Annotated in this window: 18 protein-coding genes; 3 read left to right on the top strand and 15 right to left on the bottom strand. The window is 67.7% G+C overall.

Going from position 1 to position 22270, the window contains the following annotated elements:
• The first annotated feature begins 84 nt into the window (after positions 1-84).
• The 3 genes from IEY31_RS00155 (at position 85) to IEY31_RS00145 (ending at position 2527) form a co-directional block, all read left to right on the top strand.
• Entirely contained in the window at positions 85-1248 is a 1164-nt protein-coding gene (locus IEY31_RS00155) for an aminotransferase class V-fold PLP-dependent enzyme (protein WP_188967831.1), read from the top strand.
• Between the two features lie 169 nt (positions 1249-1417).
• Positions 1418-1657, top strand: coding sequence for a hypothetical protein (locus IEY31_RS00150; RefSeq protein WP_188967829.1), 240 nt, complete (start codon positions 1418-1420; stop codon positions 1655-1657).
• A 168-nt stretch (positions 1658-1825) separates the two neighbouring features.
• Complete coding sequence (locus tag IEY31_RS00145) at positions 1826-2527, top strand: Nif3-like dinuclear metal center hexameric protein (protein WP_229723214.1); 702 nt, start codon at positions 1826-1828, stop codon at positions 2525-2527.
• Positions 2528-2585: 58 nt separating this feature from the next.
• On the opposite strand, the gene treY is transcribed toward IEY31_RS00145, so the two are convergent.
• The 15 genes from treY to pilM all read right to left on the bottom strand — a co-directional run bounded on the left by treY (position 2586) and on the right by pilM (position 22145).
• On the bottom strand, positions 2586-5444 hold the full coding sequence (gene treY, locus IEY31_RS00140) for a malto-oligosyltrehalose synthase (protein ID WP_188967827.1): 2859 nt from the start codon (positions 5442-5444) through the stop codon (positions 2586-2588).
• The gene (gene treZ, locus IEY31_RS00135; protein ID WP_188967824.1) at positions 5441-7276 is read right to left on the bottom strand and encodes a malto-oligosyltrehalose trehalohydrolase; all 1836 of its coding nucleotides are present in this window, start codon (positions 7274-7276) and stop codon (positions 5441-5443) included. Before treZ ends, treY begins: the two co-directional genes overlap by 4 nt.
• A 150-nt stretch (positions 7277-7426) precedes the next feature.
• Positions 7427-9562, bottom strand: coding sequence for a glycogen debranching protein GlgX (gene glgX, locus IEY31_RS00130; RefSeq protein ID WP_229723213.1), 2136 nt, complete (start codon positions 9560-9562; stop codon positions 7427-7429).
• A 230-nt stretch (positions 9563-9792) separates the two neighbouring features.
• The gene (locus IEY31_RS00125; RefSeq protein WP_188967822.1) at positions 9793-10581 is read right to left on the bottom strand and encodes a hypothetical protein; all 789 of its coding nucleotides are present in this window, start codon (positions 10579-10581) and stop codon (positions 9793-9795) included.
• A gap of 90 nt (positions 10582-10671) precedes the next feature.
• The gene (locus tag IEY31_RS00120; RefSeq protein WP_188967820.1) at positions 10672-11412 is read right to left on the bottom strand and encodes a reverse transcriptase-like protein; all 741 of its coding nucleotides are present in this window, start codon (positions 11410-11412) and stop codon (positions 10672-10674) included.
• Between the two features lie 165 nt (positions 11413-11577).
• Positions 11578-12399 (bottom strand): alpha/beta hydrolase, encoded by an 822-nt coding sequence (locus tag IEY31_RS00115; RefSeq protein ID WP_188967818.1) that lies wholly within the window; start codon positions 12397-12399, stop codon positions 11578-11580.
• Positions 12396-12830 (bottom strand): type II 3-dehydroquinate dehydratase, encoded by a 435-nt coding sequence (gene aroQ, locus IEY31_RS00110; RefSeq protein ID WP_188967816.1) that lies wholly within the window; start codon positions 12828-12830, stop codon positions 12396-12398. Before aroQ ends, IEY31_RS00115 begins: the two co-directional genes overlap by 4 nt.
• Positions 12831-12874: 44 nt before the next feature.
• On the bottom strand, positions 12875-13921 hold the full coding sequence (gene aroB, locus IEY31_RS00105; RefSeq protein ID WP_188967814.1) for a 3-dehydroquinate synthase: 1047 nt from the start codon (positions 13919-13921) through the stop codon (positions 12875-12877).
• A complete protein-coding gene (locus IEY31_RS00100) occupies positions 13908-14684 on the bottom strand; it encodes a shikimate kinase (protein WP_229723212.1) in 777 nt (258 codons plus the stop codon). The genes aroB and IEY31_RS00100 overlap by 14 nt, the downstream gene beginning before the upstream one ends.
• Entirely contained in the window at positions 14684-15832 is a 1149-nt protein-coding gene (gene aroC / locus IEY31_RS00095) for a chorismate synthase (protein ID WP_188967812.1), read from the bottom strand. Before aroC ends, IEY31_RS00100 begins: the two co-directional genes overlap by 1 nt.
• Positions 15833-15956: 124 nt before the next feature.
• Entirely contained in the window at positions 15957-18227 is a 2271-nt protein-coding gene (locus IEY31_RS00090; protein WP_229723211.1) for a secretin N-terminal domain-containing protein, read from the bottom strand.
• Between the two features lie 8 nt (positions 18228-18235).
• Positions 18236-19621, bottom strand: a complete 1386-nt coding sequence (locus IEY31_RS00085; RefSeq protein WP_188967805.1) for a hypothetical protein — start codon at positions 19619-19621, stop codon at positions 18236-18238.
• Complete coding sequence (locus tag IEY31_RS00080) at positions 19618-20265, bottom strand: type IV pilus inner membrane component PilO (RefSeq protein WP_188967803.1); 648 nt, start codon at positions 20263-20265, stop codon at positions 19618-19620. Before IEY31_RS00080 ends, IEY31_RS00085 begins: the two co-directional genes overlap by 4 nt.
• On the bottom strand, positions 20255-20974 hold the full coding sequence (locus tag IEY31_RS00075) for a fimbrial assembly protein (protein WP_188967801.1): 720 nt from the start codon (positions 20972-20974) through the stop codon (positions 20255-20257). The genes IEY31_RS00080 and IEY31_RS00075 overlap by 11 nt, the downstream gene beginning before the upstream one ends.
• Positions 20967-22145, bottom strand: coding sequence for a type IV pilus assembly protein PilM (pilM, locus tag IEY31_RS00070; RefSeq protein WP_188967799.1), 1179 nt, complete (start codon positions 22143-22145; stop codon positions 20967-20969). The genes IEY31_RS00075 and pilM overlap by 8 nt, the downstream gene beginning before the upstream one ends.
• Between the last annotated feature and the right edge of the window lie 125 nt (positions 22146-22270).

Below are 22270 nucleotides of genomic sequence, written 5' to 3'. Positions count from 1 at the left end.
GACGTCCGCTTCCACTTTTGGGTCATACTTCGAAGTGGAAGCATTTTCTTTCACTCTATTTTTCCCCCATTCCAAGGAGACGCCATGCCCCCACTTCGCCCCGACATCGACCCCAACGGCCTGCTGGAATACTCGGTGGTGTACACGGACCGTTCGCTCAACCACATGTCCGCCGCCTTTCAGGAGGTGATGAATGACCTGTCCCGTGAGTTGAAGGCCGTGTACCACGCCGACGCCGTGGCGATCATTCCGGGGTCCGGCACGTCCGCCATGGAGGCGGTGGTGGACCAGCTTGCGCCGGGGCAGCGCTGCCTGGTGGTTCGCAACGGCTGGTTCAGTTACCGCTGGTCCCAGATCTTCGAGATGAGCCGCGTGCCGGAAGCGGTGACCGTCCTGAGCGCGCAAACGCAGGTGCAGGGGCCTCAGGAGCCGTTTGCGCCGCCGCCCATCGGGGAGGTGGTGGAGGCCATCCGCCGCGAGAAACCCGCGCTGGTCTTCGCGCCGCATGTGGAAACCTCGTCGGGCATCATCCTGCCGGAGGAGTACATTCGTCAGATGGCGCAGGCCACGCACGAGATTGGCGGCCTGCTGGTCATCGACTGCATCGCTTCCGGCTGCGTGTGGCTGGACATGACAGATCTCGGCATCGACGTCCTGATCACCGCGCCGCAGAAGGGCTGGAGCAGCACGCCCTGCGCCGGAATCGCGCTGCTGAGCGCCGCGGCAACTGTGCGGGTGGACGCCACCGACTCGGTGAGCTTCACGCTGGACCTCAAGAAGTGGCTGAACATCATGCGCGCCTACGAGGGCGGCGGCTTCGCGTACCACGCCACCCTGCCCACCGATGGCCTGCGCCAGTTCCGCGACACCGTGCTGGAGATGAAGGCCTTCGGCTTCGGGCGGGCGCAGGACGCGCAGTGGAGTCTGGGCAACCGCGTCCGCAGCGTTCTGAAAGAGGCCGGCTTTTCAAGCGTGGCCGCCGAAGGTTTCGAAGCGCCCGGTGTGGTGGTCAGCTATACCGATGTAGACGCCATCCAGAGTGGTAAGGCGTTCCGCGAGGCGGGCCTGCAGATCGCGGCGGGCGTGCCGCTGCAGGTGGGTGAAGGGCCGGACTTCAAGACTTTCCGCATCGGCCTGTTCGGACTGGACAAACTGGCGGACGTCGACGGGGCGGTGGGGCGTTTCGAGAAAGGACTGCAGGCGGTGCGGTCGCGAGGCGAAACGGCGGCGACAAGCCGCCAGAGCTGACCGGTTTCGGCTGGGGCAGGTCTGTGCTCTTTAGGCAGCCGCCCCAGCACGTTGGCAGCCGTAGTCCGCGTTCGCCGCCTCCGGTGGTCTGAAGAAACCATTCACGCTGTGCCTGCTGCTGTTTTCTCTTTTCTCACGCCCTGGGGGGCTGTCCGGGACAGGCTGGGGCATGACTGATTCTAAAAAGCCTGAAAATCCCACCTTCAGCACTGACATGACCGACAAGCAGCGCACCGCTGTCCGGGGCGAGACCCCGCGCGGGGCGAAGGTAGAGCAAGGAGCCCATATGTCGCAGGAGTCTGTGGACGCCAACGTTGAGCGGGATTCCTCAGCGGGCTTTGTCGATCCGGGCGGCTGGAAGGGCGTGGACTACGACGGCAAGGAAGAGAAGTCGGACGACGAGAAGTAGCTTTGCCTCTGAAGGTGGCCCTGGCAGTGTTGCGGGGCCGCCTCCATTTATGGTGGGCAGGCCCGGCAAGGATGTGCGAAACAGCTGCGTCTCAACTCTGAGCCTCTGTCGATGCCCTGAACCATCTCGTGTGCATGCCCTGGAAGGGTGGCGCAAAGCAACCGAAGTGTGAACCCTGAACGCTCGGAGGATGCACTGACCCCCACCCTGCACGCGCTGGCCGGGTGGCTGCGCGCCGAATTTGACGAGCCGGCACCGCTCAAGCGCGGCGGGCCGCAGGAGGTTCGCAGGCTGGCCCTGGCCCTTGAGCCTGCCGATTTGCCGCCTGCGCTGGACGCCGACGCGCTGTTTCTGCACCGCTCTCTGCGGGTGGGCGAGAGGTGGCCCGGCCTGGGCGTCCTGGGCGTCCATGACGGCTTCGATCTGGCCCTGACGACGGGACCGAACCACCGTCTGGCCCGCGTGCTGGGCTGGCGGGAGGTGCGGGAAGTGGTCTGGCAGGAACAGCTGAAAGGCATCACGGCCACGCCGCCACAGGAGGGCTGGGGCGAGTTGCTTGCCGCCTTGCACGCCGAACTGGGCGGAGAGGACAGCGCCTGGCCGCCCGCCGACGCTTCCGGCCCGCTGCGACTGGCCCTGATGAACGCCATGACTCCTGGCCTGATCGAACATGTTGCGGAGCAGGGGGTGCGGGTGTATCTGACCGGGCAGCTGCGAACCTCAGCCTCGGCAGCGGCCCGGGCACGGGGAATGGGCGTGATCGCGCTGGGCCATCGCCGCACCGAGAATTGGGGACTGCGGCGACTGGTCGGCGAACTGCGGGCGGCATTTCCAGGGCTGGAAACCGAAGTGTATGGCGGTGGGCACTGAGAGGTACGGGAAAAGGGCGAGGCACTGGTTCCACGCCTCGCCCCTCTCCACCCCTGACCTAGCGCCTGATCAGCAGCGCCAGCGGAAACTCCTCCAGCACCTTGGCCACGGGGATCCTGCCGCCGCGCACCTGGAAGCGCTCGCCGGTCAGCACATTCTCAAAGGTGCCAGAGCCCGGCAGCGTGAGCTGGCGTGTTCCCCAGGTCCCGCCCAGGGCCCAGGGCACGGCCTGTCGGGTCAGCGTCAGCGTCAGGCGGGGGGCCACCGTCACCGCCAGCTCATCCCCATGTTCGCGGGCGAACGCCAGCAGGTGCCGTCCGGCGTCGATGGGGCGGTAGGTGCCGGCCCCGAACAGCTCGGGGTGGGCAACGCGGGCCTGCAGGGCAGCCCAGGTCACCAGCGTCTTGACGCCGCCATCCTCGTAGCGGTCCAGCAGCCTGCGGGCGTGCGGCAGGCCCGCGGTCTTTTCCAGCCGGGTCAGGCGGCGGGTCAGCGCGGGGTAGTCCACCGGCCGGCGGTTGTCGGGGTCCACCAGGCTCTGGTTCCAGCCCTCCGAGCCCTGGTAGGTATCGGGGACGCCGGGGGCAGTCAGGCGGGCCAGCGTGGCGCTCAACCCGTTCTGCGCGCCGTAGGGGCTGACCAGCACATGCAGGTCTCGCAGGGCGGCGGCAAATCCGCTGTCGGCCATCAGGCCACGCACGAAACTGTCCAGCGCCGCCTCGTATTCCTCATCGGGGGCGGCCCAGCTCGTCCGCAGCTTGGCCTCGCGGCTGGCCTTGAGCATGTAGGCGCTCAGGCGATCCGCGAAACCATTCAGGTTGCCGTCCAGCGGGTAGGCGCCCAGCGCGGTTTGCAGCAGGACGTAGGCGTCCAGGGGGCTGGGGGCCAGCCCCAGCTCCTGCTCCTGGCTCAGTTTCAGGATGGGCGCGGCCCAGCGGCGCACAAAAGCCCCCCACGCCTGCGGCAGCTCGCTGATCACGCTGATGCGGGCGCGGGTGTCCTCGCCGCGTTTGGTGTCGTGGGTGCTGCCCGACAGCATGGCGTGGGGCCAGCGCCGCGCCCGTTCCCCGGCGGCCTGGTGGAAATCTTTCAGTCGGGTGCCGAAGTGCGCCGGATCGCCGCCCACCTCGTTGAGGGACAGCAGGCGGGCATAGCGGTAGAACGCGGTGTCCTCCGCGCCCTTGGCCGTCACCGGGCCGGTGAGCTGCTGAAAACTCAGGGCAAAGTCGGCGTAGGCGTCGCGTGTCGCCTCGCTGGGTGCGTTGACGGTCAGCACCGACTCCAGGTAGTCGAAGACACTGGGATCAAGCGGCCCGCCCTCGCGGCGGTTCTGGATCTTGGCGTCACGCACGGCCCGCGCAATCTTGGCGTTGTCGCCGGGTTCGCGGTCTCCGTTGGCCCGCAGGTACGTGCGGTACACCGGGAACGTGGCGATCACCTCGCGCACGGCGTGCCGCAGCGCCGAGAGGGTGAAGTCGCGCGAGCGCAGGTCCAGCTCGCCCAGCCGCTCCAGCGATTCGGTCAGTACATTGACCTCGCCGGGTAGGCTGACGCGCTGAATCAGCTGCTTGCCCCGGTACAGGTGGTCACCGTAGCTCAGGCGGTCGCCGGTAAAGCGGCGGTACACCGCGCTGATCTCCTCCTGGTTGCTGGCATCCACGAACACGCCGTTCAGCTCGGCCAGGAAGTCGTAGCCGGTGGTGCCGTACACCGCCCAGCCGTTGGGCAGGTACTCCCCCGGCTCCAGAATCTTCTCGGCCACCACGTACAGCGGCAGCGGGCCGCCCGCCTCCGGATCCCAGTCCACGCCCAGCGCCCCGGCGGCCCCGGTCTGCAAGGCCCGGAAGTACCCGGCGGGATCGTACAGGCCGTCGGTGTGGTCGAGCCGCACGCCGTGGATAATGCCATCCCGCAGCAGCTCGAACAGGGTGGTGTGCGCCCAAGCGAACACGCGTGGGTCTTCCATCCGCAGCGCGGCCAGATCGTTGATGTCGAAGAAGCGCCGGTAGTTGATCTCCTCGGCGGCCACCTTCCAGAACGCCAGGCGGTAGTTCTGCTCGGTGATCAGGAGGTCAAGCTGTGCCGGGTCGGCGTTGAGGGCCTCCAGCGCGGCGTCCAGCGCCGCCTGCACCCCGGCGGACGTGTCCAGCAGGGTGCGCAGCCGCCGGGTCATGACCTGCAGTTCCTGGGCGCGTTCCATCCGGTCCCCGTCGGTCAGGGCCTCCGAGGTGCTGCGCGGCAGACTGGCCATGCTGCGTGAGAGGCTGGCGAGTTCGGCCTGGACGCCCTCGGAGGCGGCTGCCGGCAAGTGCGCCCGCACCGCTTCCAGCACCAGGCCAATGCTGCGCGGCGACAGCGGCAGCGTGCGCTCCCAGTAGCGCAGGCGAAACTGTCCCCCGGCGTGTTCCAGCCGCAACTCGCCGTTTTCCAGCACCCGGCCGTACTGATCGCCCAGCACCGGCAGCAGCACCTTGCCCTCCAGCGCCCGCTTGAGCGGCTGCCAGGAGATGTCAAAGAAGTGGGCGTAGCGGCTGGCCTGCCCGTGCATCAATACGTCTTCCCAGTACGGGTTGTGGCCGCCCTGAATGCCCATGTGGTTGGGCACGAAGTCCACCACGATGCCCAGCCCCAGTTCCCGCGCCCGCGCCGAGAACTTTTTCAGCCCCTCCAGGCCGCCCAGCTCGGGGTTGACCACAGAGTGATCGGTCACGTCATAGCCGTGCGGGCTGCCCGGCGTGCTGGCCCAGATGGGCGAGAGATACACGTCGGACACGCCCAGCCGTGCCAGATACGGCAGAATCTTGCGGGCGTCGGCGAAATCGAAGTCGCGGTTCAGTTGCAGGCGGTAGGTCGACGAAGGGAGGTGGGCGCTGGTGGGCCGCCCTTTCGCGCCGGCCTGTGGGACAGTGCTGGTCATGCGTCACCCAGTAGAACGGCCTCGCCGGGGTTCAGGACGCTCAGCTCTCGCGGCGCGGCGCCGATCTGCTCGGAGTGGAGAACCACGCGGGTGGGCAGGGGGTGGGGCAGTCTCAGGCCGCCCACCTGCACCGCGTCCTGGCCAACGTTCCACAGCAGCACGCGCTCGCCTGCCGGGTTGCACTGGCGCACCCACAGCAGTTCGCCCTCACTGCCTGCCGTCAGGTACTGGCGCGAACGGTGTTGCAGGACAGGGTCCTCGCGGCGCAGCCTCAGCAGGGTCTGATACAGGGCCAGTGTCTGGGCGTGCTCGCCGCCTTCCTTCTCAGTCCAGTCTATCTTGGCACTTTCAAAGGTGCTGCGGGCCTGCGGGTCCGGTACTTCCAGATGCGTGAAATCGCTGAAGTACGCGAACTCCTTCTTGCGCCCCTCGGTCACCAGCTGGCCCAGTTCCCCGGCATGGTCACTGAAGAAGGGAAACGGTGTCTCGGCGGCCCATTCCTGCCCCTGAAACAGCAGTGGTGTCATTGGCAACGTCAGGAGCAGCGTGGATGCGCCCCGGAATTGCTGAATGCTGACGTCCGCGTGCTGCTGAAGGCGGTCCCCGACAGCGCGGTTGCCGATCTGGTCATGGTTCTGGATGCAGTACACGAAGCTCGGCGCCTCCAGCCCATCCGACGATTTGCCGCGTGCGTGCTCCTCGCCGGTCACGGACCAGAACTGCCCCTCGTACTTCCAGCCCCGGTTGAGCACGTGTGCCAGCTCGGAGGCGCTGCCCTGGAAGCCGCCGTAATACCCCTCCTGCTCTCCAGTGAGGGTCACGCGTACCTCGTGGTGAAAGTCGTCCACCCAGATGCCGTCCAAGCCGTCTTCCAGAATCAGGCCCGGCTCGTTGCGGTGGTCTTCGGCGAGAAGCAGGTGGGTCCCACCCAATTCATGCACCTCTGTCGCCAGTTCCTTGAGGATGTGCACCGGACTGTCGTCCTGCATGGCGGCGGTGGCGTCCAGACGCAGGCCGTCAAAACGGTACTCGTCGAGCCACATCAGCGCGTTGCCGGTCACGTAGCGGCGCATGTGGACCTCGGCGTAATCCAGGCCCATGCCCCACGCGCTGCTGAAGCGTTCGGTGAAGTAGGTGGGGCTGTAGGCCGACAGGTAGTTGCCTGCCGGGCCAAAGTGGTTGTACACCACGTCCAGAAACACCCCCAGCCCCAGCCCGTGCGCGGCGTCAATCAGCGCCATCAGGTCCTCGGGCCGCCCGTAGGGGGCGTGTGGGGCGTACAGCGCCACCCCGTCGTAGCCCCAGCCGCGCTCGCCGTCATAGGCGGCGAGCGGCATCAGCTGAATGGCGGTGATGCCCAGGTCCTTGAGGTAGGGCAGCCGCTCCTGCGCGGCGCGGTAGGTGCCCTCCGGGGTGAAGGTGCCGATATGCATTTCGTAGAACACACAGTCGGACAGCGACAGCCCGCTCCATCCAGTGTTCTGCCAAGTGTACGTGTCCGGATGGTCCACCTCGGCCTCGCCATGCACGCCGTCCGGCAGAAAGCGGGCGTAGGGATCAGGCAGTTCACGGCCGTCCAGCACGAACAGGTAGCGTGAGCCGGCGCCGACGGGCAAGATCACCTCAAAAAAGCCGTCCCCCACATCGTTCATGGCATGCATGGTGCCATTGACCTTGACCTGTGCCTGCGCGGCAGTTGTGGTCCACAGGCGAAAACGGGTGCTTTCCCCGCCGGGCAGCAGGTGCGCCCCCAGCCGGGTCTCGGGGGCGTCATGGTGGACAGAGGTGGGCGGCTTGGGGGTCTCAGCTTGATCCGAAGATGGGGTGGTCATAACTTGCTCCTTCCTCACTGGTCTGCACTCCAGGATGTAGACGCTCCCGGGGCAGGCCAGGGCTTTCCTTGCCATAAGAACAGTGCAGAGGGACGCCAGCGCATGTTCTGCGTTAAGCGTCCCTTTGAATGCCTGATGAAAAACTTGAACCTAGCCGCGCACGCAGCGGTACAGCTTCACACTCCGGGCCTTGAGGGTGGTTTCCTCACCGGTCCTGATCTGCTCCTCAGCTGCGTCGTCGGTGGTGTCGAGCAATAGTTGCCAGGTGTCGCAGCTGTCCAAGTCCGGCAGGCGGAAGGGCAGGTCCACGTAGGAACTGCTCAGCAGCAGCAGCAGATCGTCGTCGTGCAACGGATTGCCCTCGGCGTCCACGTCGTCCAAGCCGTCCCCATCCAGGAACAGGCCCAGGCTCTGGGTCTGGTTGTTGTTCCAGTCGGCGTCGGTCATCTCCTGGCCGTCGAAGCGCAGCCACACGACGTCGCGCACTTCCTCACCGCGAATGTTGCGCCCGCTGAAGAACTTGCGGCGGTGCAGTGAAGGGTGGGCCTTGCGCAGGGCGATCACCTTCCGGGTAAAGGCCAGCAATGCCTCGTCCACATTGGCCCAGTCGTACCAGCTGATCTCGTTGTCCTGGCAGTAGGCGTTGTTGTTGCCGCCCTGGGTGCGCCCCAGCTCATCGCCGCCCAGCAGCATCGGGGTGCCCTGGCCCAGCAGTAGCGTCGCCAGGAAGTTGCGCTGCTGCTGCGAGCGCAGGGCGTTGATGGCGGCGTCCTCGGTCTCGCCCTCCACACCGCAGTTCCAGCTGATGTTGTGGTTGTGGCCGTCGTTGTTGCCCTCGCCGTTGGCGTCGTTGTGCTTCTGCTCGTAGGTCACGCTGTCGCGCAGGGTAAAGCCGTCGTGCGCGGTCACAAAGTTGATGCTGGCGTAGGGCGCGCGCCCGTCGTTCTGGTACAGGTCACTGCTCCCGGTCAGGCGGTAGCCGATCTCGGAAGCCAGCCCGCCCTCGCCCTTCCAGAAGGCGCGTATGTCGTCGCGGTAGATGCCGTTCCACTCGGCCCAGTTGACCGGGAAGTTGCCCACCTGATAGCCGCCCTCGCCCACGTCCCACGGCTCGGCGATCAGCTTGACCTGACTGATGATCGGGTCCTGGTGAATGATGGTGAAGAAGCCCGAGAGCTGATCAACCTCGTGCAGGCCGCGTGCCAGCGTGGAGGCCAGATCGAAGCGGAAGCCGTCCACGCGCATCTCGGTGACCCAGTAGCGCAGGCTGTCCATGATCAGTTGCAGCGTCTGTGGATGGCGCACGTTCAGGCTGTTGCCGGTGCCGGTGTAGTCGAAGTAGAAGCGCGGATCCTCGGCCACCAGCCGGTAGTAGGTGGGGTTGTCGATGCCCTTGAAGCTCAGCGTCGGCCCCATGTGGTTGCCTTCGGCGGTGTGGTTGTACACCACGTCCAGAATCACCTCGATGCCGGCGTCATGCAGGGCGCGCACCATGTTCTTGAACTCGGCCACCGCGCCCGAGGGGTTACCCTTGCGGGCCTCGGCGGAGTAGCGCACGTCCGGCGCAAAGAAGGACAGCGTGCTGTAGCCCCAGTAGTTGGTCAGCCCCTTATCCAGCAAGAAGGGATCGTCCAGATGCTGGTGCACCGGCAGAAACTCGATGGCGGTGATGCCCAGATCCTTGAGGTAGGTCAGCATCGGCTCGGTGGCCACGCCCGCATAGGTGCCGCGCAGCGCCTCGGGAATGTCCGGATGGGTCATGGTCAGGCCCTTGACGTGGGCCTCGTAGATCACCGACTGGTGAAAGGGGATGTTGGGCTTGCTGTCGCCCACCCAGTTGAACACCGGATCGATCACGACGCCCAGCGGCGCGCCGCGCTGGTCCTCGGTCTGCATCACCGTGTCCTCGCCGCCCGGCACGTAGCCGAACACGCCCTCGTCGAACTCCTCGGTGCCGCTCAGGGCCTTGGCGTAGGGATCCAGCAGGACCACATTGGGGTTGAACCGCAGGCCGCGTTCGGGGGCGTACTCGCCGTGGACGCGGTAGCCGTACTTCTGCCCCGGCGCGATATTGGGCAGGTAGCCGTGCCACACGAAGGCAGTCTGCTCGGTCAGCCCGTACCGGGTTTCCTGGCCCGCGTCATCGAACAGGCACAGCTCCACGCCGCTGGCATTCTCGCTGTACAGCGCAAAATTGGTGCCCTTGCCGTCCCAGGTGGCCCCCAACGGATAGGGGGTGCCGGGACGCATTCGAACGGTGGTGGCAGGCTTTTCGGTGGTTGGCATAGTGTGCAGAACTCCTTGAGAGGGTCCTGGAGGACCCTCGGCACCGTATGAGGTGCCGGTGGACACGTACTCCAGGCCTGAACATGATTTAAGAATAGGGAAGACGACAGGTTGGTGCCTCTGTCGTCCGCCCCTCTCTGGAAACGCTACCAGACCGGATGCCCGGCGTCTGTATGCTGGCTTGAGCACTTCCTTAAAGTTCCGGCGGGGGGCGGCATGGCCGCCCGGGCCTAGAACTCCAGGCGTCCGCGCGGGCCGCTGAGTCGCGCCAGTTTCTCGGGCGTCCACAGTTCGTAGTCGTACATCGGGTACTGCCGTTTGAACCGGCCCACCTTGTCCCAGACCTCGCGCGACTCAAAGGGCACCACCAGCAGCAGGCGAATCACGCTGTCCTCGTAGTCGTACACGTAGAAGTCGAAGTGGAAGGCCGTCTCGTTGCCGCTGTCGGTGAACAGCGGGAATGGAAACGGGCGGTAGCGCCACGCCTTTTTCTTCTCACTCAGGAGCGCGGCGGCGGCCCGCTTGAGGTTGCTGTCGGGAAAGGTCAGCCGCTCGCCGTCGCGGTCCAGAAACACCGTGTCGGGTGGCGGCGCGTCCAGCTGTACCCGCTTGAGCTCGGGCAGGGGCTTGCGGCCCAGCTTGGGCGGCGGCTTGCGCCCGGGGGCAGGCTTGAAGGTGCGCCCGGCGGCGCCCTCCTTGCGTTCGCCCCCGCTGTCGGCCCCCCGGCCACCCGCGCTGCGCTCGCCCACTGCCCGCTCGCCCGGCCCGCGCCGCGCCGGATTGGTGGAGGTTTTTGCTGCGCCGGAGCGCCGCTCGCCCGGTGTTGTCCGGCCCCCTGATGTCCTGGAGGGTCCGGTGCGGCTGCCTGCCTTGCCGCTGCCCGTCGTCTCGACTTCGCTGCCGCGCGAGGTTGTGCGCTCCCGCGCCGGCTTGACCGTGTCGCGCGTGACTCCGCCGCGTCCCTGCGCCGTGTTGCGCTTTGGGGCGCGTCCCCGTGATCCTTTCTTTGGCCCCGTCATGCGCCCAGTCTAACGGCTGAGGAGAACGGCTGCCGAAAAGCGCTGTCTCGTTTCTGCACATCAGTTCGGCTCCGAGACCCAGCCCGCCCCCTAGCCCACCCCCAGGAACTCCACCTGCACCCCCGAGGCCTCCGCCGACTGCCGGGCGCTGAGCAGCCGGGCATGGGCGGCGGGGCGCAGGGCACGTTCGGGGCGCTGCCACAGGGCCTGCGCCACCTTGCTGGCGCGGCGCACCAGCAGCGATTCGCCGGGCTGGGCCAGCTCCACTGCGGCCAGCAGGGCCTGGGCGCTGGGCGGCACGTCCGACAGTGGATCGAGGGTCACGTGCGCCGTGACCCGCTCGCCGCTGCGGCGCAGGCTCACGCGGGCCTCAGACAGGGCCGGGCGCTGCTCGATCAGCACGTCGGCCTGGGTCAGCTCCAGACTGGGTGTGCCGCCCCCGCGCCGCGCGTCGTTGGCCAGGGCGTGTGCCGAGAGCATGTGCCGCCGGGTGCGCGGCACGTAACCCACCCGCAGGTTCACCCCGCGGGCCTCGGCCTCGTCCATCACCTCGCGGGCCAGTTCGGCCAGGTGGCCGCCCCCCCGCCCGCGTGAGACGGCGGCGATCACCGCCTGGTTGTCGGTAAATACGCTCAGAGATTCATGGCCCGGGGCCAGCCGCACGGCTTCCAGCACGGCACGCAGTTCCGCAGCGTTGTTATCGGGAGCGTCCAGCTGGCCCTGGAACCGTTGCGGCAGGCTGCCGGGTGTCCGCAGCACCAGCCCCCAGCCGCCCACGCCGGAACCGTCGGGCAGTTCATGCCAGCTGGCATCCACGTAAGCGTGATTCACGGCCCGCCTCCTTTCCCGCTGGCCTCCCAGGTGCTGCCCGGCCATCCTTCGCGCAGTGCAGTGTAGCAACGTGGGCAAACAGGGGCAGGCTTTTTGGACGACCGGTGAAGAAAAGAGATCGGGCCAGAACCTCAGCCCGGCACCGTGACGGGTTGGCAGCCGGGCTTAACTGCCCAGCAGGAACCGCAGGGCATTCGGCAGCCGCGCCTTCCAGGCGGTCTCGCGGTGAATGCCTTCCGGGTCTGCCTGAAAGCGCAGCCGTTCGCCCAGACCCGTTTCCAGCAGCAGATCGCGCATGGCGTGGGCGTCGTCCCAGTACGCCTGCTGCTGTTCCGGGTGATCGGTGCCTTCCTTGCCGCCGATGTCCAGCCAGACCCGGCCTGTGATGGGCGGCCTGTTCCGCACGCGCCCGAACGCCTCGCCGTCGCAGGCCCAGAAGGCGGGGCTCATCACGCCCGCGCCGCCGAAGATCTCGGGGCGGGTCAGCAGGGCATGCAGGCTGATCAGGCCGCCCATGCTGGAGCCGATCAGCGATGTGTGGGCGGCGTCCGGCCGGGTTCGCAGGTGGTCGTCCACCAGCGGCTTGACCGTGTCGATCAGAAAGCTGAGGTAATCGTCTCCGCCCCCGCCGCCCGCCACTTCCGGTGGAAATCCGGGGTGGCGCACCGGGCTGTACTCGTGATAGCGCCGCTCGTCCCCGTTGGGAATGCCGATGGCAATGGCGTCCAGCCCCTCTGCCGCCAGCGCGGTCAGCGTCTCGTCGGCGCCCCACTCGCTGGTGTTGTAGCTGGTGGCCGCGTCGAACACATTCTGGCCGTCGTGAAAGTAGACCACCGGGTAGCGCCTGTCCGGCTGCGCTGCGTAGAAGGGCGGCAGCCAGGCCAGAATCGTGCGGGCGGCGTGGTTGGTGTCGCCCACCCCCTCCCACTGCAGCAGCGTCCCGGTCACGGTGCTGTCCGGCTGCGCGGCGTAGGGCTGCCAGCTCACGTGCCTGTCCCCTCGGTCAGGTACTCCATGGCAAGGCGGTACCCTAAGAAGCCCAGGCCGCTGATCTTGCCCCGGCACACGGCTGCCGTCACCGACCGGTGCCGGAATTCCTCGCGGGCGTCCACGTTGCTGATGTGCACCTCCACCACCGGCAGCGGCTGCCCGGCGATGGCGTCGCGCAGGGCGTAGCTGTAGTGGGTCAGTGCACCGGGATTGATCACGATACCGGCAAAGCCCTGCTCCTGCGCCTCCTGAATCCATTCCAGCAGCTGGCCCTCGTAGTTGCTCTGGCGGCAGGTGACGGCCTCACCCAGTTCCGCGCCCCAGGCCTCGCACTGGCGTTCCAGGTCCTCGATGGTCTGCGAGCCGTACACGCCCGGTTCGCGCAGGCCCAGGCGGTTGAGGTTGGGGCCGTTGAGGATCAGCAGCATGGGGGCAGGGTAGCGCAACGGGTGAGCGGGTAGGGCGGCTGGACTCAGTGTGGGTCGCCCACCGTTCCCTGCCATTCCTGGAACGCCTTCCGCAGGAGGTCTTCCGGCACCCGCGTCAGATAGGGACGCGCCAGACCATGCAGCAGCACGAAACGCACGCCCCCGGCGTCGGCCTTCTTGTCGCGGGCCATGTAGGGCATCACGGCCTCAAAGGTCAGCGGGGGCAGCGGCGCGGGCCGTTGCCACGCCAGGAAGGCCAGCGTGTGCGGCGTCAGGTCCGCGCCGCCCATTTCGCGCGACAGCACGGCGGCGTAGTGCATGCCGTAGCCCACCGCGTCGCCGTGCGTGACCGCGTGGTCCGTGACCGCCTCCAGCGCGTGCGCCAGGGTGTGACCGAAGTTCAGGTATGCCCGCTCGCCCTGCTCGGTCAGGTCACGGGTCACGACTCCGGCCTTGACGGCAATCGCGTCGGCTAAGGTGGCTTCAAGATTCACGCCGCCGGGCCTGAACTCCGGCGAAAGGACCCGCGCCAGCAGACTGGCGTCAGCGATCAGCCCGTGCTTGTACGCCTCTGCGGCGCCCTCTCGGAACACGGCGTCTGGCAGCGTGGCCAGCGTGTCGGTGTCGCACCACACCGCCTTCGGGGGATGAAAAGCGCCGACCAGATTTTTGCCCTCCGGCAGGTTGATGCCGGTTTTGCCGCCCACCGCTGCGTCCACCATGCCCAGCAGCGTGGTGGGCAGCGTGTAGAACGCCACGCCGCGCAGGTAACTGGCCGCCGCAAAACCCGCCAGATCGGTGGCCGCGCCGCCGCCCAGCCCCACCACCGCGCCGTCGCGGGGAATGTTGGCGGCGGCCAGCATTGACAGGACGCCGCCCAGCACCCCCAGCGTCTTGCAGTCGTCGCGGGCGGGCACCTCGATGGTGACGGTGGGGGAGAGGCTGGCCTGCACCGCCTCCACAAACTGCCGGGGCAGGTCCGCCGGATAGATCAGGGCGACGTGGCGTTGCGGGATTTGCAACTGGGACAGCAATCCCGCACCCACCTCCACCCCATACGGCGGCGTCCCGCCAACCTCAATCCGCCGCACGGTCCGCCAGCGCTTCCGGAGCCTCGGCCCAGGCGTGGGCGGCGTCAGACCAGTTCCACAGCCGCTCGATGATCTCCTCCACAATCTCCTCGGAGGGCCGCCCGTCGCTGTGGACGTGAATAGTCCCCTCGCGGTACACACCCTCGCGCTCGTCCATCAGGCTGCGGATGCGGCCCAGGGGGTCCTCGGCACGCAGCAGCGGGCGGTCACTGTGCTTGGTGCGCTGGTACACGGTTTCGGGCGTGGCCCACAACACCACCACCGGGCCGCGCTCCAGCAGCGTGCGCCGGTTGGCCTCGTGAATGAAGGTGCCGCCGCCCAGGCTGATCACGGCGTGGTCCAGCCGGGAGACGCGGTGGACCACCTCGGCCTCGCAGGAGCGGAAATAGCTCTCGCCCTCCTGCTCGAAGACCTCGGGGATGCTCTTGCCCACCACCCGCGTGATCAGCTTGTCGGTGTCCACGAAGTGCAGCGCCAGGGCGCGCGACAGTTCCCAGCCCACGCGGCTCTTTCCAGTCCCCATGAAGCCAGCCAGCGCCACCCAGTCGACTGGGCGTTCAATCAGGCCCGTACCCCACATGGGGGACAGTCTAGAGGACTCGCCTGTGAGCGGGGTAACAAAGGCACGGTCTGGAGGTTCCGCCGGCTCTGCCAGCAGGGCCTGAAGCTCCCGCTCCACGCATCCCGGCAGGTCTGTCGGCGGGCCGTCGTGGGCAGGAGGCAGCGGCGCGGCCTCTCCCGGCTCGGTCAGACCCAGGTCCATCAGTACGTCGTGGCGTAGGCATGTGAGGCCGCCACCCGTTCCTGCAATTCGGCCAGGGTGTCGCCGCCGAACTTCTCCTGAATGGCGTCGGCAATCACGAGGCCGATCACGCACTGCAGAATGACCCCGGCGGCGGGGACGGCGGTGGTGTCACTGCGCTCACGGGCCGCGTCTGACGCCTCGTGCGAGACGACGTTGACGGTGGGCAGCGGCTTCATCAGGGTGGCAATCGGCTTCATCGCCACCCTGACCACCAGTTCCTCGCCGTTGGTCATGCCCGCTTCCAGGCCGCCCGCGCCGTTGGTGGCGCGGGCGTAGGTGCCGCCCCGGTAGTGGATGGCGTCGTGGACGCCGCTGCCGGCCTTCAGGGCGTTGTCGAAGGCCCGGCCGATCTCCACGCCCTTCATGGCCTGCACGCTCAGGCAGGCCTGGGCGATGCGCCCGTCGAGCTTGCGGTCCCAGTGGACGAAGCTGCCCAGGCCCACCGGCAGGCCCCGGAAGCGCACTTCCAGAATGCCGCCCAGCGTGTCGCCGTCCTTCTTGGCCGCGTCGATCCGCTCGCGCATCCGTTCGGCGGCGTCGGCATCGGGGGTCCGCAGGTCACTGTCCTCAATGGCCTCCAGGTTGGCCCAGCTGAAGTCCCCTTTTGTCTCGATGCCCGCGAGACTGGACACGTAATTCGCGCCCTGGATGCCCAGTTCCTCCAGCAGTTTCAGGGCGACGCTGCCCACGGCCACCCGCGCCGCCGTCTCGCGGGCGCTGGCGCGTTCCAGCACGTCGCGCAGGTCCTTGTGGCGGTATTTGATGCCGCCGGTCAGGTCCGCGTGGCCGGGGCGGGCGTCGGTCAGTGCCTTCCTGCGCGGCTCGCCGCCCGGTTCCGGCGACATGATCTCGGTCCAGTTGCGGTGGTCCCTGTTCTCGATCACCAGTGCAATCGGCGCGCCGGTGGTCCGCCCGGCCCGCACGCCGCTGAGAATGGCCGCCTCATCAGTCTCGATGACCATGCGCCGCCCGCGTCCATACCCCCCCTGCCGCCGCCGCAGCCACGGGTCGATGTCCCCCTTGCCCAGCGGCAGGCCCGACGGCACCCCCTCGATGATGGCCGTCAGTTGTGGCCCGTGCGATTCTCCAGCGGTCAGATACCTCATATGGGCCGACTGTAGCGCCCCCCCTCCGTCTGGCAGGCGGCCATGCCCAAACAGGGTGGGGGCAAAACACAGACAGCAAAAAGCCCCCCGCCTGTGATGGGAGGGAGGCGGCGAAAGTTTGAGACTACTTGACGATGTTTCCGGTGATGACCACCAGCAGCTGGGTCTGTTCCTTGCGGGTGGATTCCTTGCCGAACAGGCCGCCGATCACAGGCAGGCTGGACAGGAACGGCACGCCGTCGTTGTTGCGGGTTTCCTTGGTCTTCAGCAGGCCGCTCAGGAGCAGCGTCTCACCGCTCTTGAAGGTCAAGGTGGTCTGGGCCTCGCTGTTGGTGAACTGCAGCAGGTTGGGCACTGTGGAGGCGGTGATGGCGGTGGTCAGATCGTTGACCTGGCCGCGCACGCGCATGGTGATTGAGCCGTCGGGGGCCACCTGGGGGTTATAGAAGTCCAGATTGACGCCGTAATCGATCTGCTTCTGAATGCCGGGAACGTTGGCCGCCGCCGAGGGAATGTTGAGCTCCAGCCGTCCGCCGGACTTGATGGTGGCCGCCGCGTCCGATGAGGCGTTTTGCGTCTGGCCCGCGCTGCCCAGCGAGCGCTGGCCGCTCTGCATGGTGACCGCACCGTCGTAGACGCTCTTGGACAGGCCCTGGTTTTGCAGGGTGTTCAGGGTGGCGCCCAGGTTGAAGCCCAGCAGACTCTGGGTGGGATTGAAGGCCGCGCCCAGGCCGCCGCTGCCCGCCGAGACCGTGAAGCCCCCGAAGCCCAGCTTCCAGTCGATGCCCAGACTGCGGCCTGCCGACTCGGTGATTTCCTGGATGCGGACCTGCACGTTGATCTGCGGCACCTTCTGGTCCAGTTGAGGAATCAGCTGGGCCACCTGCTCAACCTGTGCGGAAGTGCCGCGCACGATCACGGTATTGGTGCGCTTGTCGGCAATGATGGTGACGGGCTGCGCTGTGGCGGTGGCCGCACCGTCCATCGCGGCTGTGCCGGAGGGCTGGGGTTGCAGCGGCGCATTGGCCAGGGCACCGCTGGTGTAGGGCTGCCCCGTGACCGGGTTGATCAGGGTGGCGTTGGGGGTCAGCGTGTTTGGGGTCACGTCGCGCGCCAGGGTGCCTTCCAGGGTGGCCTTGACCTCCTCGGCGCTGGCGTTGGCCAGCGTGAAAACGCGCTGCACGGTGCTGGCAGCCACCGGCGCAGCCTGATCCACCTGTCCCAGCAGGGCCAGCGCGGCGCTCAGCTGGTCCTGTGGGCCGCTGATCACCAGCCGCTCGGTGGTGCCGATGGGCGTGACCTTCAGGCCGGGATACTGCGCGGCCAGAAACTTGCTGACGTCCTCCGACTTGCCCCTGGCGAAGTAGACCTGCACCGCCGACTTGGGGTCCGGGGCAGCGCTGGCGGGGCGGTCCACCTGCGCGAGCAGCTTGAACGCGTCCGTCAGCTGGTCCTCGGGACCGCTGACCACCACCTGTCCAGTGCTGCCCACTGGCGTGACGTTCAGTCCGGGATACTGCTTGCCCAGCAGGGCCACCACGTCTTCCTGACGCCCATTGACGCTGTAGACGCGCTGCACGTTGGGGATCGGGGCCGGCCTGACCACGGCGGGGCCCGACGCCTGCGCCGCAATGATCTGGCCGAGGAGCCGCTCGACCTGGGCGACCTCCTGGTTGGTGCCCCGGATAATCACGCTGTTGGAGGCCGGCTCCGCGACGATGCGCATGGTGGGCGAGTCCAGAACGATCTCCTCCTGGCTGGCCTCGGTGGTGGTGGCGCTCGTCTGCGGCCCGGCGGCTGTGGCTCCCGCCGGAGCGGCGTTGGTCTGGCTGCTGGTGATCTTGCGCAGGCTGCCGAAGGACAGCTTCAGCTGGCGCTCGGTGTCGGCCGCACTCAGGCTGGCCGGCAGCTTGACGATCTTCTGCAGGGGCTTGATGCCCACCCGCAGCACGGTCTTACCGCCGATGCCCAGCGTTTCGTAGCTCAGGCCGTAGATATCGAGCACCAGCGGCCAGACCTCGTTAAAGGGCTTGTTCTTGAAGGCGTAGGTCAGGGCGCTGCCTGCACCGGTTGCTGCGCCGGCCGCGGCGGGACCTCCGACACTGTTGGCCTGCAGTACCGCGTCCACCGACGGTTCGATGATGATCTCGTAGCCGGCGCTGGTGGCCAGGGCGATCAGCATGGAGGCCAGGTCGCTGCCGGCCCGCCGGACCTCGAAGGTAACCTGTGCCCCCGAGAGCTGCGGGTCAGAGACGATGGACTGCGCGGAGGCCGCGCTGGCGGCGGGCCGGGATGGGGCGCCTCCAGGCGTGGCGGGAATGGTCTGGGCGGCGGCGGTCTGCGCGGCGGCCATGCCGAGCGCGGCAGTCAGCAGGAGGGCGTAACGGTTCTTCATGGCTTGGCTCACCTTTGGTCCAGTTCGAGAGTTTTGAGTTCGCTGCCCAGGCTCAGCACGGCGCTGGCGGCACTGACTTCCTTGACCGTGACCTGAGAGTTCGGGAGGGTCTGGCCCACGGCGACAACCACGTAGCCGTCCTGTCCCCGGAAGATGGCGGTGTTGATGGGCCCGAGGACGGCGGCGTTGAAGCTCAGCTGCCGCTGCTGCACGAACTGATCGAGCTTGCGGGCGTCGGGCGACGCACCGGAGTCGCTGTCTGCGGCATCCTGACCCAGCGAGGTGATGACCTGCGGCGTGCCTGGAAGCGGGCGACTGGTGCCTGCGCCCGGCGCTGCTGCGGTGGCTCCAGCTGCGGGGGGTGAAGCTGCGCCGGACCTGGCAGGAACGCGGGTCACGCTGGGAACATTCATGCCGGCGATGGGCGGGGCGACGGGCTTGGGCGGCTTAGGAGCGGTGATGACCACGCCGCCCAGCGCCGGACTGGCCGCATTGGGGCCACCTAAGGCGGCTGCGCCAGCTGCAGTCCCGGAGTCAGGCATGGTGCCGCTGTTGCCGATCACGGTCACGCCGGAGTCGCCGCTGTCGCCGGAGATGGTGCGTTCGGGTGCCTGGCCAGAAACTGCGCCGCTGCTGGCACCAGGAATGGGGGACAGGCTGCCGAGCCCATTGGTCACGGGGCCGCTGCCGACCGCGCCGGGAATCGGGCTGAGCGCCAGCGGTCCGGCGGTGCTGCCGGGCAGGATGGGCGTCACCGGTGTGGTCTCGATACTGTCATTCTGCCCGCTGCCGTCCGGCCCGCTGGACGCGGAAACGGGAGGGGTCGCCGCGGCTGGCCTGCTGGCCGGGTCCTGGGTGCTGGAATTCTGGGCGCTGGGGTCCAGATTCAGGGGCCGGAAGGGGTTCTTGCCGGGGACGGCAGCAACGCTGGCCTGGGGATTGATGCCGCCGGGGGTGGAGGTCGGAGCGCCGTCGCCACTGAGGTCGGGGGTGGGGAAGGGGGGAATGACCTCGATCTCCACCGGACGGTTGGGCTGCACGGTCAGCGTGTTGTCTGCGCCGTCCTGGCCGGACGCATTTCCGGCGGGCGCGAGTGGCACCGTGCTCAGGGTCGTGCCGGTTCCGGCAGTTCCGGGCGTGTCAGGGGTTGCTGGAGGCTCGCCGGTGCCTGCACCAGCAGCGCCATCGCCTGTGGCGGGGTCTGCCGGTGCACCGTTGGTCTGGGCACCGTCTGTCTGGGCAACGGCGTCGCCGGCTCCTGTGGTGGCCGGCGACAGGGCGCCCGCTGTCTGGCTGCTGGTCCAGACGTACCACGCGCCGATCAACGCCACCATCAGCAGCAGCAGCAGCAGCAGTTTCATCTCACGGGAGAGTTTGATGGGCGCGCGGGTCACTGGGTTCCTCCTGGGGCGGCGTCTGGGGCGTCCGGGGCCGCCGGGGCCTGTGGGTTCTCGCCGACAGCTGCCGCAGCGCTGGCCTGGGCCGGATCGAAGGTATAGACGGTCAGACCCAGGGTGCCCTCCAGCTGGGGATCGAAGCTGCTGGCGGCCGGCAGTTGCAGCGCCACGTTGTTGACGGTGGTGAACCGACCGGCGGTTTCCAGGGTCCGCAGGGTCTCGAACATCTGGGAGAACGTGCCGCGAACGCCCACGTTCAGGCCGATGGGACGCACGCCGCCGGGCAGCTCTGTGGCCGCGCCGCCCGACACCGCAAAGGTGTTCAGGGTGGCCCCGCTGGCAGCCGTGGTGCGCCGCAGTCCGTCCAGCACCGAGCCGAAATTGGCGGTGCTGGGCAGGGCCGTCAGGAATTCCTGCTGATCCGTACGCAGCTCGGCGACGCGTTCACGCAGCGCGGGCAGGGCCTGGGCAGCCGGCCGCATGACCGTCACGCGTGTCTGCAGCGGCTCGACCTGGCCCTGCAGGTCTGTGATCTGCTGCTGCCGCGGCTGAAAACGCAGCACAAACCATAGCGCCAGCAGCAGCAGGCAGGCCGCCATCACGATCAGGAACAGGTTTCTGGGAGAGAGTTTAGTTAACACTGCCCACTCCTTGTGCCGGTGCGGCGGGCGCTGGCTGCACCGCCGGGGCCACCGTTTCCGTATCCGCTCCTGCTGGTACACCCCCCACAACCCCGACGCTGGCCGTGAAGGTGTACTGCTGCGCCGCTCCGGCAGTCCCGCTCTGCTCCGGGCCGCTGGCCGACGCGCTCTGGAGGGATTTGAAGTTGACGCCGAAATTGGGACTGTCCTCGTAGAGTTTCAGAAAGTTCACCACGGCCTGCTGGCTGGTGGCCGTGCCGCTCAGATCGATCTCGCGCGTCACGGCCTTGCCCATGTAGATGCCGGTCTGCTGCAGCGAGCTGAGATTGCCGGCGTCCATGTTGCGAATGGTCAGCGACGTGACGGCCAGGCTGCTGTCGCCGGGCAGCTGGGCAGTGAACGCCGCCAGATCATTGGTCCAGTAGGTCTTGCCTGCCCTGAGCTGCTCGGCGATGGCCGTGACCTGCTCCAGCGTCCGCGCCTCGGCCGTCAGCGTGTCGAATTCCTGCTTGGCCGGGGTCAGCGCCACGATCTCGCCGTTCAGGGCGTCGATCTCGCGGTTCAGGTCGCCCACGCGGGTGGCCGTGACCACCTCGGGAATCAGGATGGCGGCCACCGTCAGCGGGATCAGGGCGTAGGTGGCGTAGCGCCACGCGCTGGGCACCGACTGCTTGCGGTACTGCTGCGGAAGCAGGTTGATCTCAACCACGGCTGCCCACCCCCCTCAGCGCGAGGCCCAGCGGCACCGTGAACTCGGGCGCGTTGGTCTGCAGGTACCCGGTATCGACGCCGGCCTGGTCCGTCTGCACGGTCAGCCACGGGCTGGCGACTTCCACCCGGAAGCCCAGCGCGTCGCTGATGGCTGCGGCCAAGCCGCGCAGTTTGGCGCCGCCACCGGCCAGGAAGGTCCGGTCGATCACCACGTCGCCGCTCTGAACCCGGTAGAACTCCAGCGAGCGGCGAATCTCGGTGATCAGGTCGCCCAGCACCGGCCGGACCACCTCGAACACGCGCGCCGGGCTGTACTGCTCGCGGGCCATATCGAAGTTCAGCAGGTCTTCCTCGTCCTCGGTGGGGGTGGTTGCCGTGGCGTAGCCCAGCTTGACGTCCTCGGCGGCGCTGAAGTCCAGATCGAAGGCCTTTTGCAGCGCCGTGGTGAAGTCGTCGGCCGACACGTTGATGTTACGTGCCATCAGCACCCGGTCGCCGCGCACCAGGCTGATCACCGAGCTGCTGGCCCCGATTTCCAGCACCAGCGCCACCTCGCCAGACTCGGTGTACTTGTTGCCGGTCAGGGTGCTCTTGGTCAGGTGTTCGCCCAGCAGATTGCCGCGCAGTGCCCGCAGGGCCGCGAAACTCTTGAGGTCGATCACGGTGGGTTCCAGCCCTGCCAGACGCAGCACCTCGATCTGCCGCGCCACGGCCTCGGTGGGGGCGGCGGCGATCACCACTTCCAGCTGCCCGTCCTCGGGAATAGTGGCTGGATCGTCCAGCACGTCGAAGTCCAGGCTGACCTCATTGATGGGGTACGGGATGTAGCGCTCGGCCTCCCACTTGATGGCCTCCTGAAGGTCCTTGCGGTCCATCTTGGGCACCATGATGTTGCGCGTGACCGCCGACTGGTTGGGCACGGCGGTCACGGCGTAGCGGGTGGTGATGCGGTGTTCGGCCAGCAGGTTACGCAGTTCGGTGGCCACGGCCTGGGGCTCGACCACCAGACCGTCTTGCATGCTGCCGATCGGCGTGGGCGTCATGACGGCGTGCAGCAGTGAGGGCGGTGAACCGGCCCGCAAGGCCACCACCTTGATGGCGCTGGTGCCGATTTCCACGCCGAGCGCGGCGGGACGCGGGCTGAGCAGACGTTGTACGAAACTAGACATTCTCCCTCCAGATCAGGGTGGATTTCAACAGGCAGTCATCTGGCGGGAGCTGTTCCAGACGGGAAACGTGGGCGGTAGGCGACGGACGGGCAGACGGAAGGCAGGGGCTACCATGGACCCCTCCA

Origin of the sequence: Deinococcus aerolatus (assembly GCF_014647055.1) — a bacterium.
Classification (GTDB): domain Bacteria; phylum Deinococcota; class Deinococci; order Deinococcales; family Deinococcaceae; genus Deinococcus; species Deinococcus aerolatus.
The sequence above is the reverse complement of the archived record's forward strand: the minus strand, read 5'-3'. Positions and strand labels throughout refer to the sequence as shown.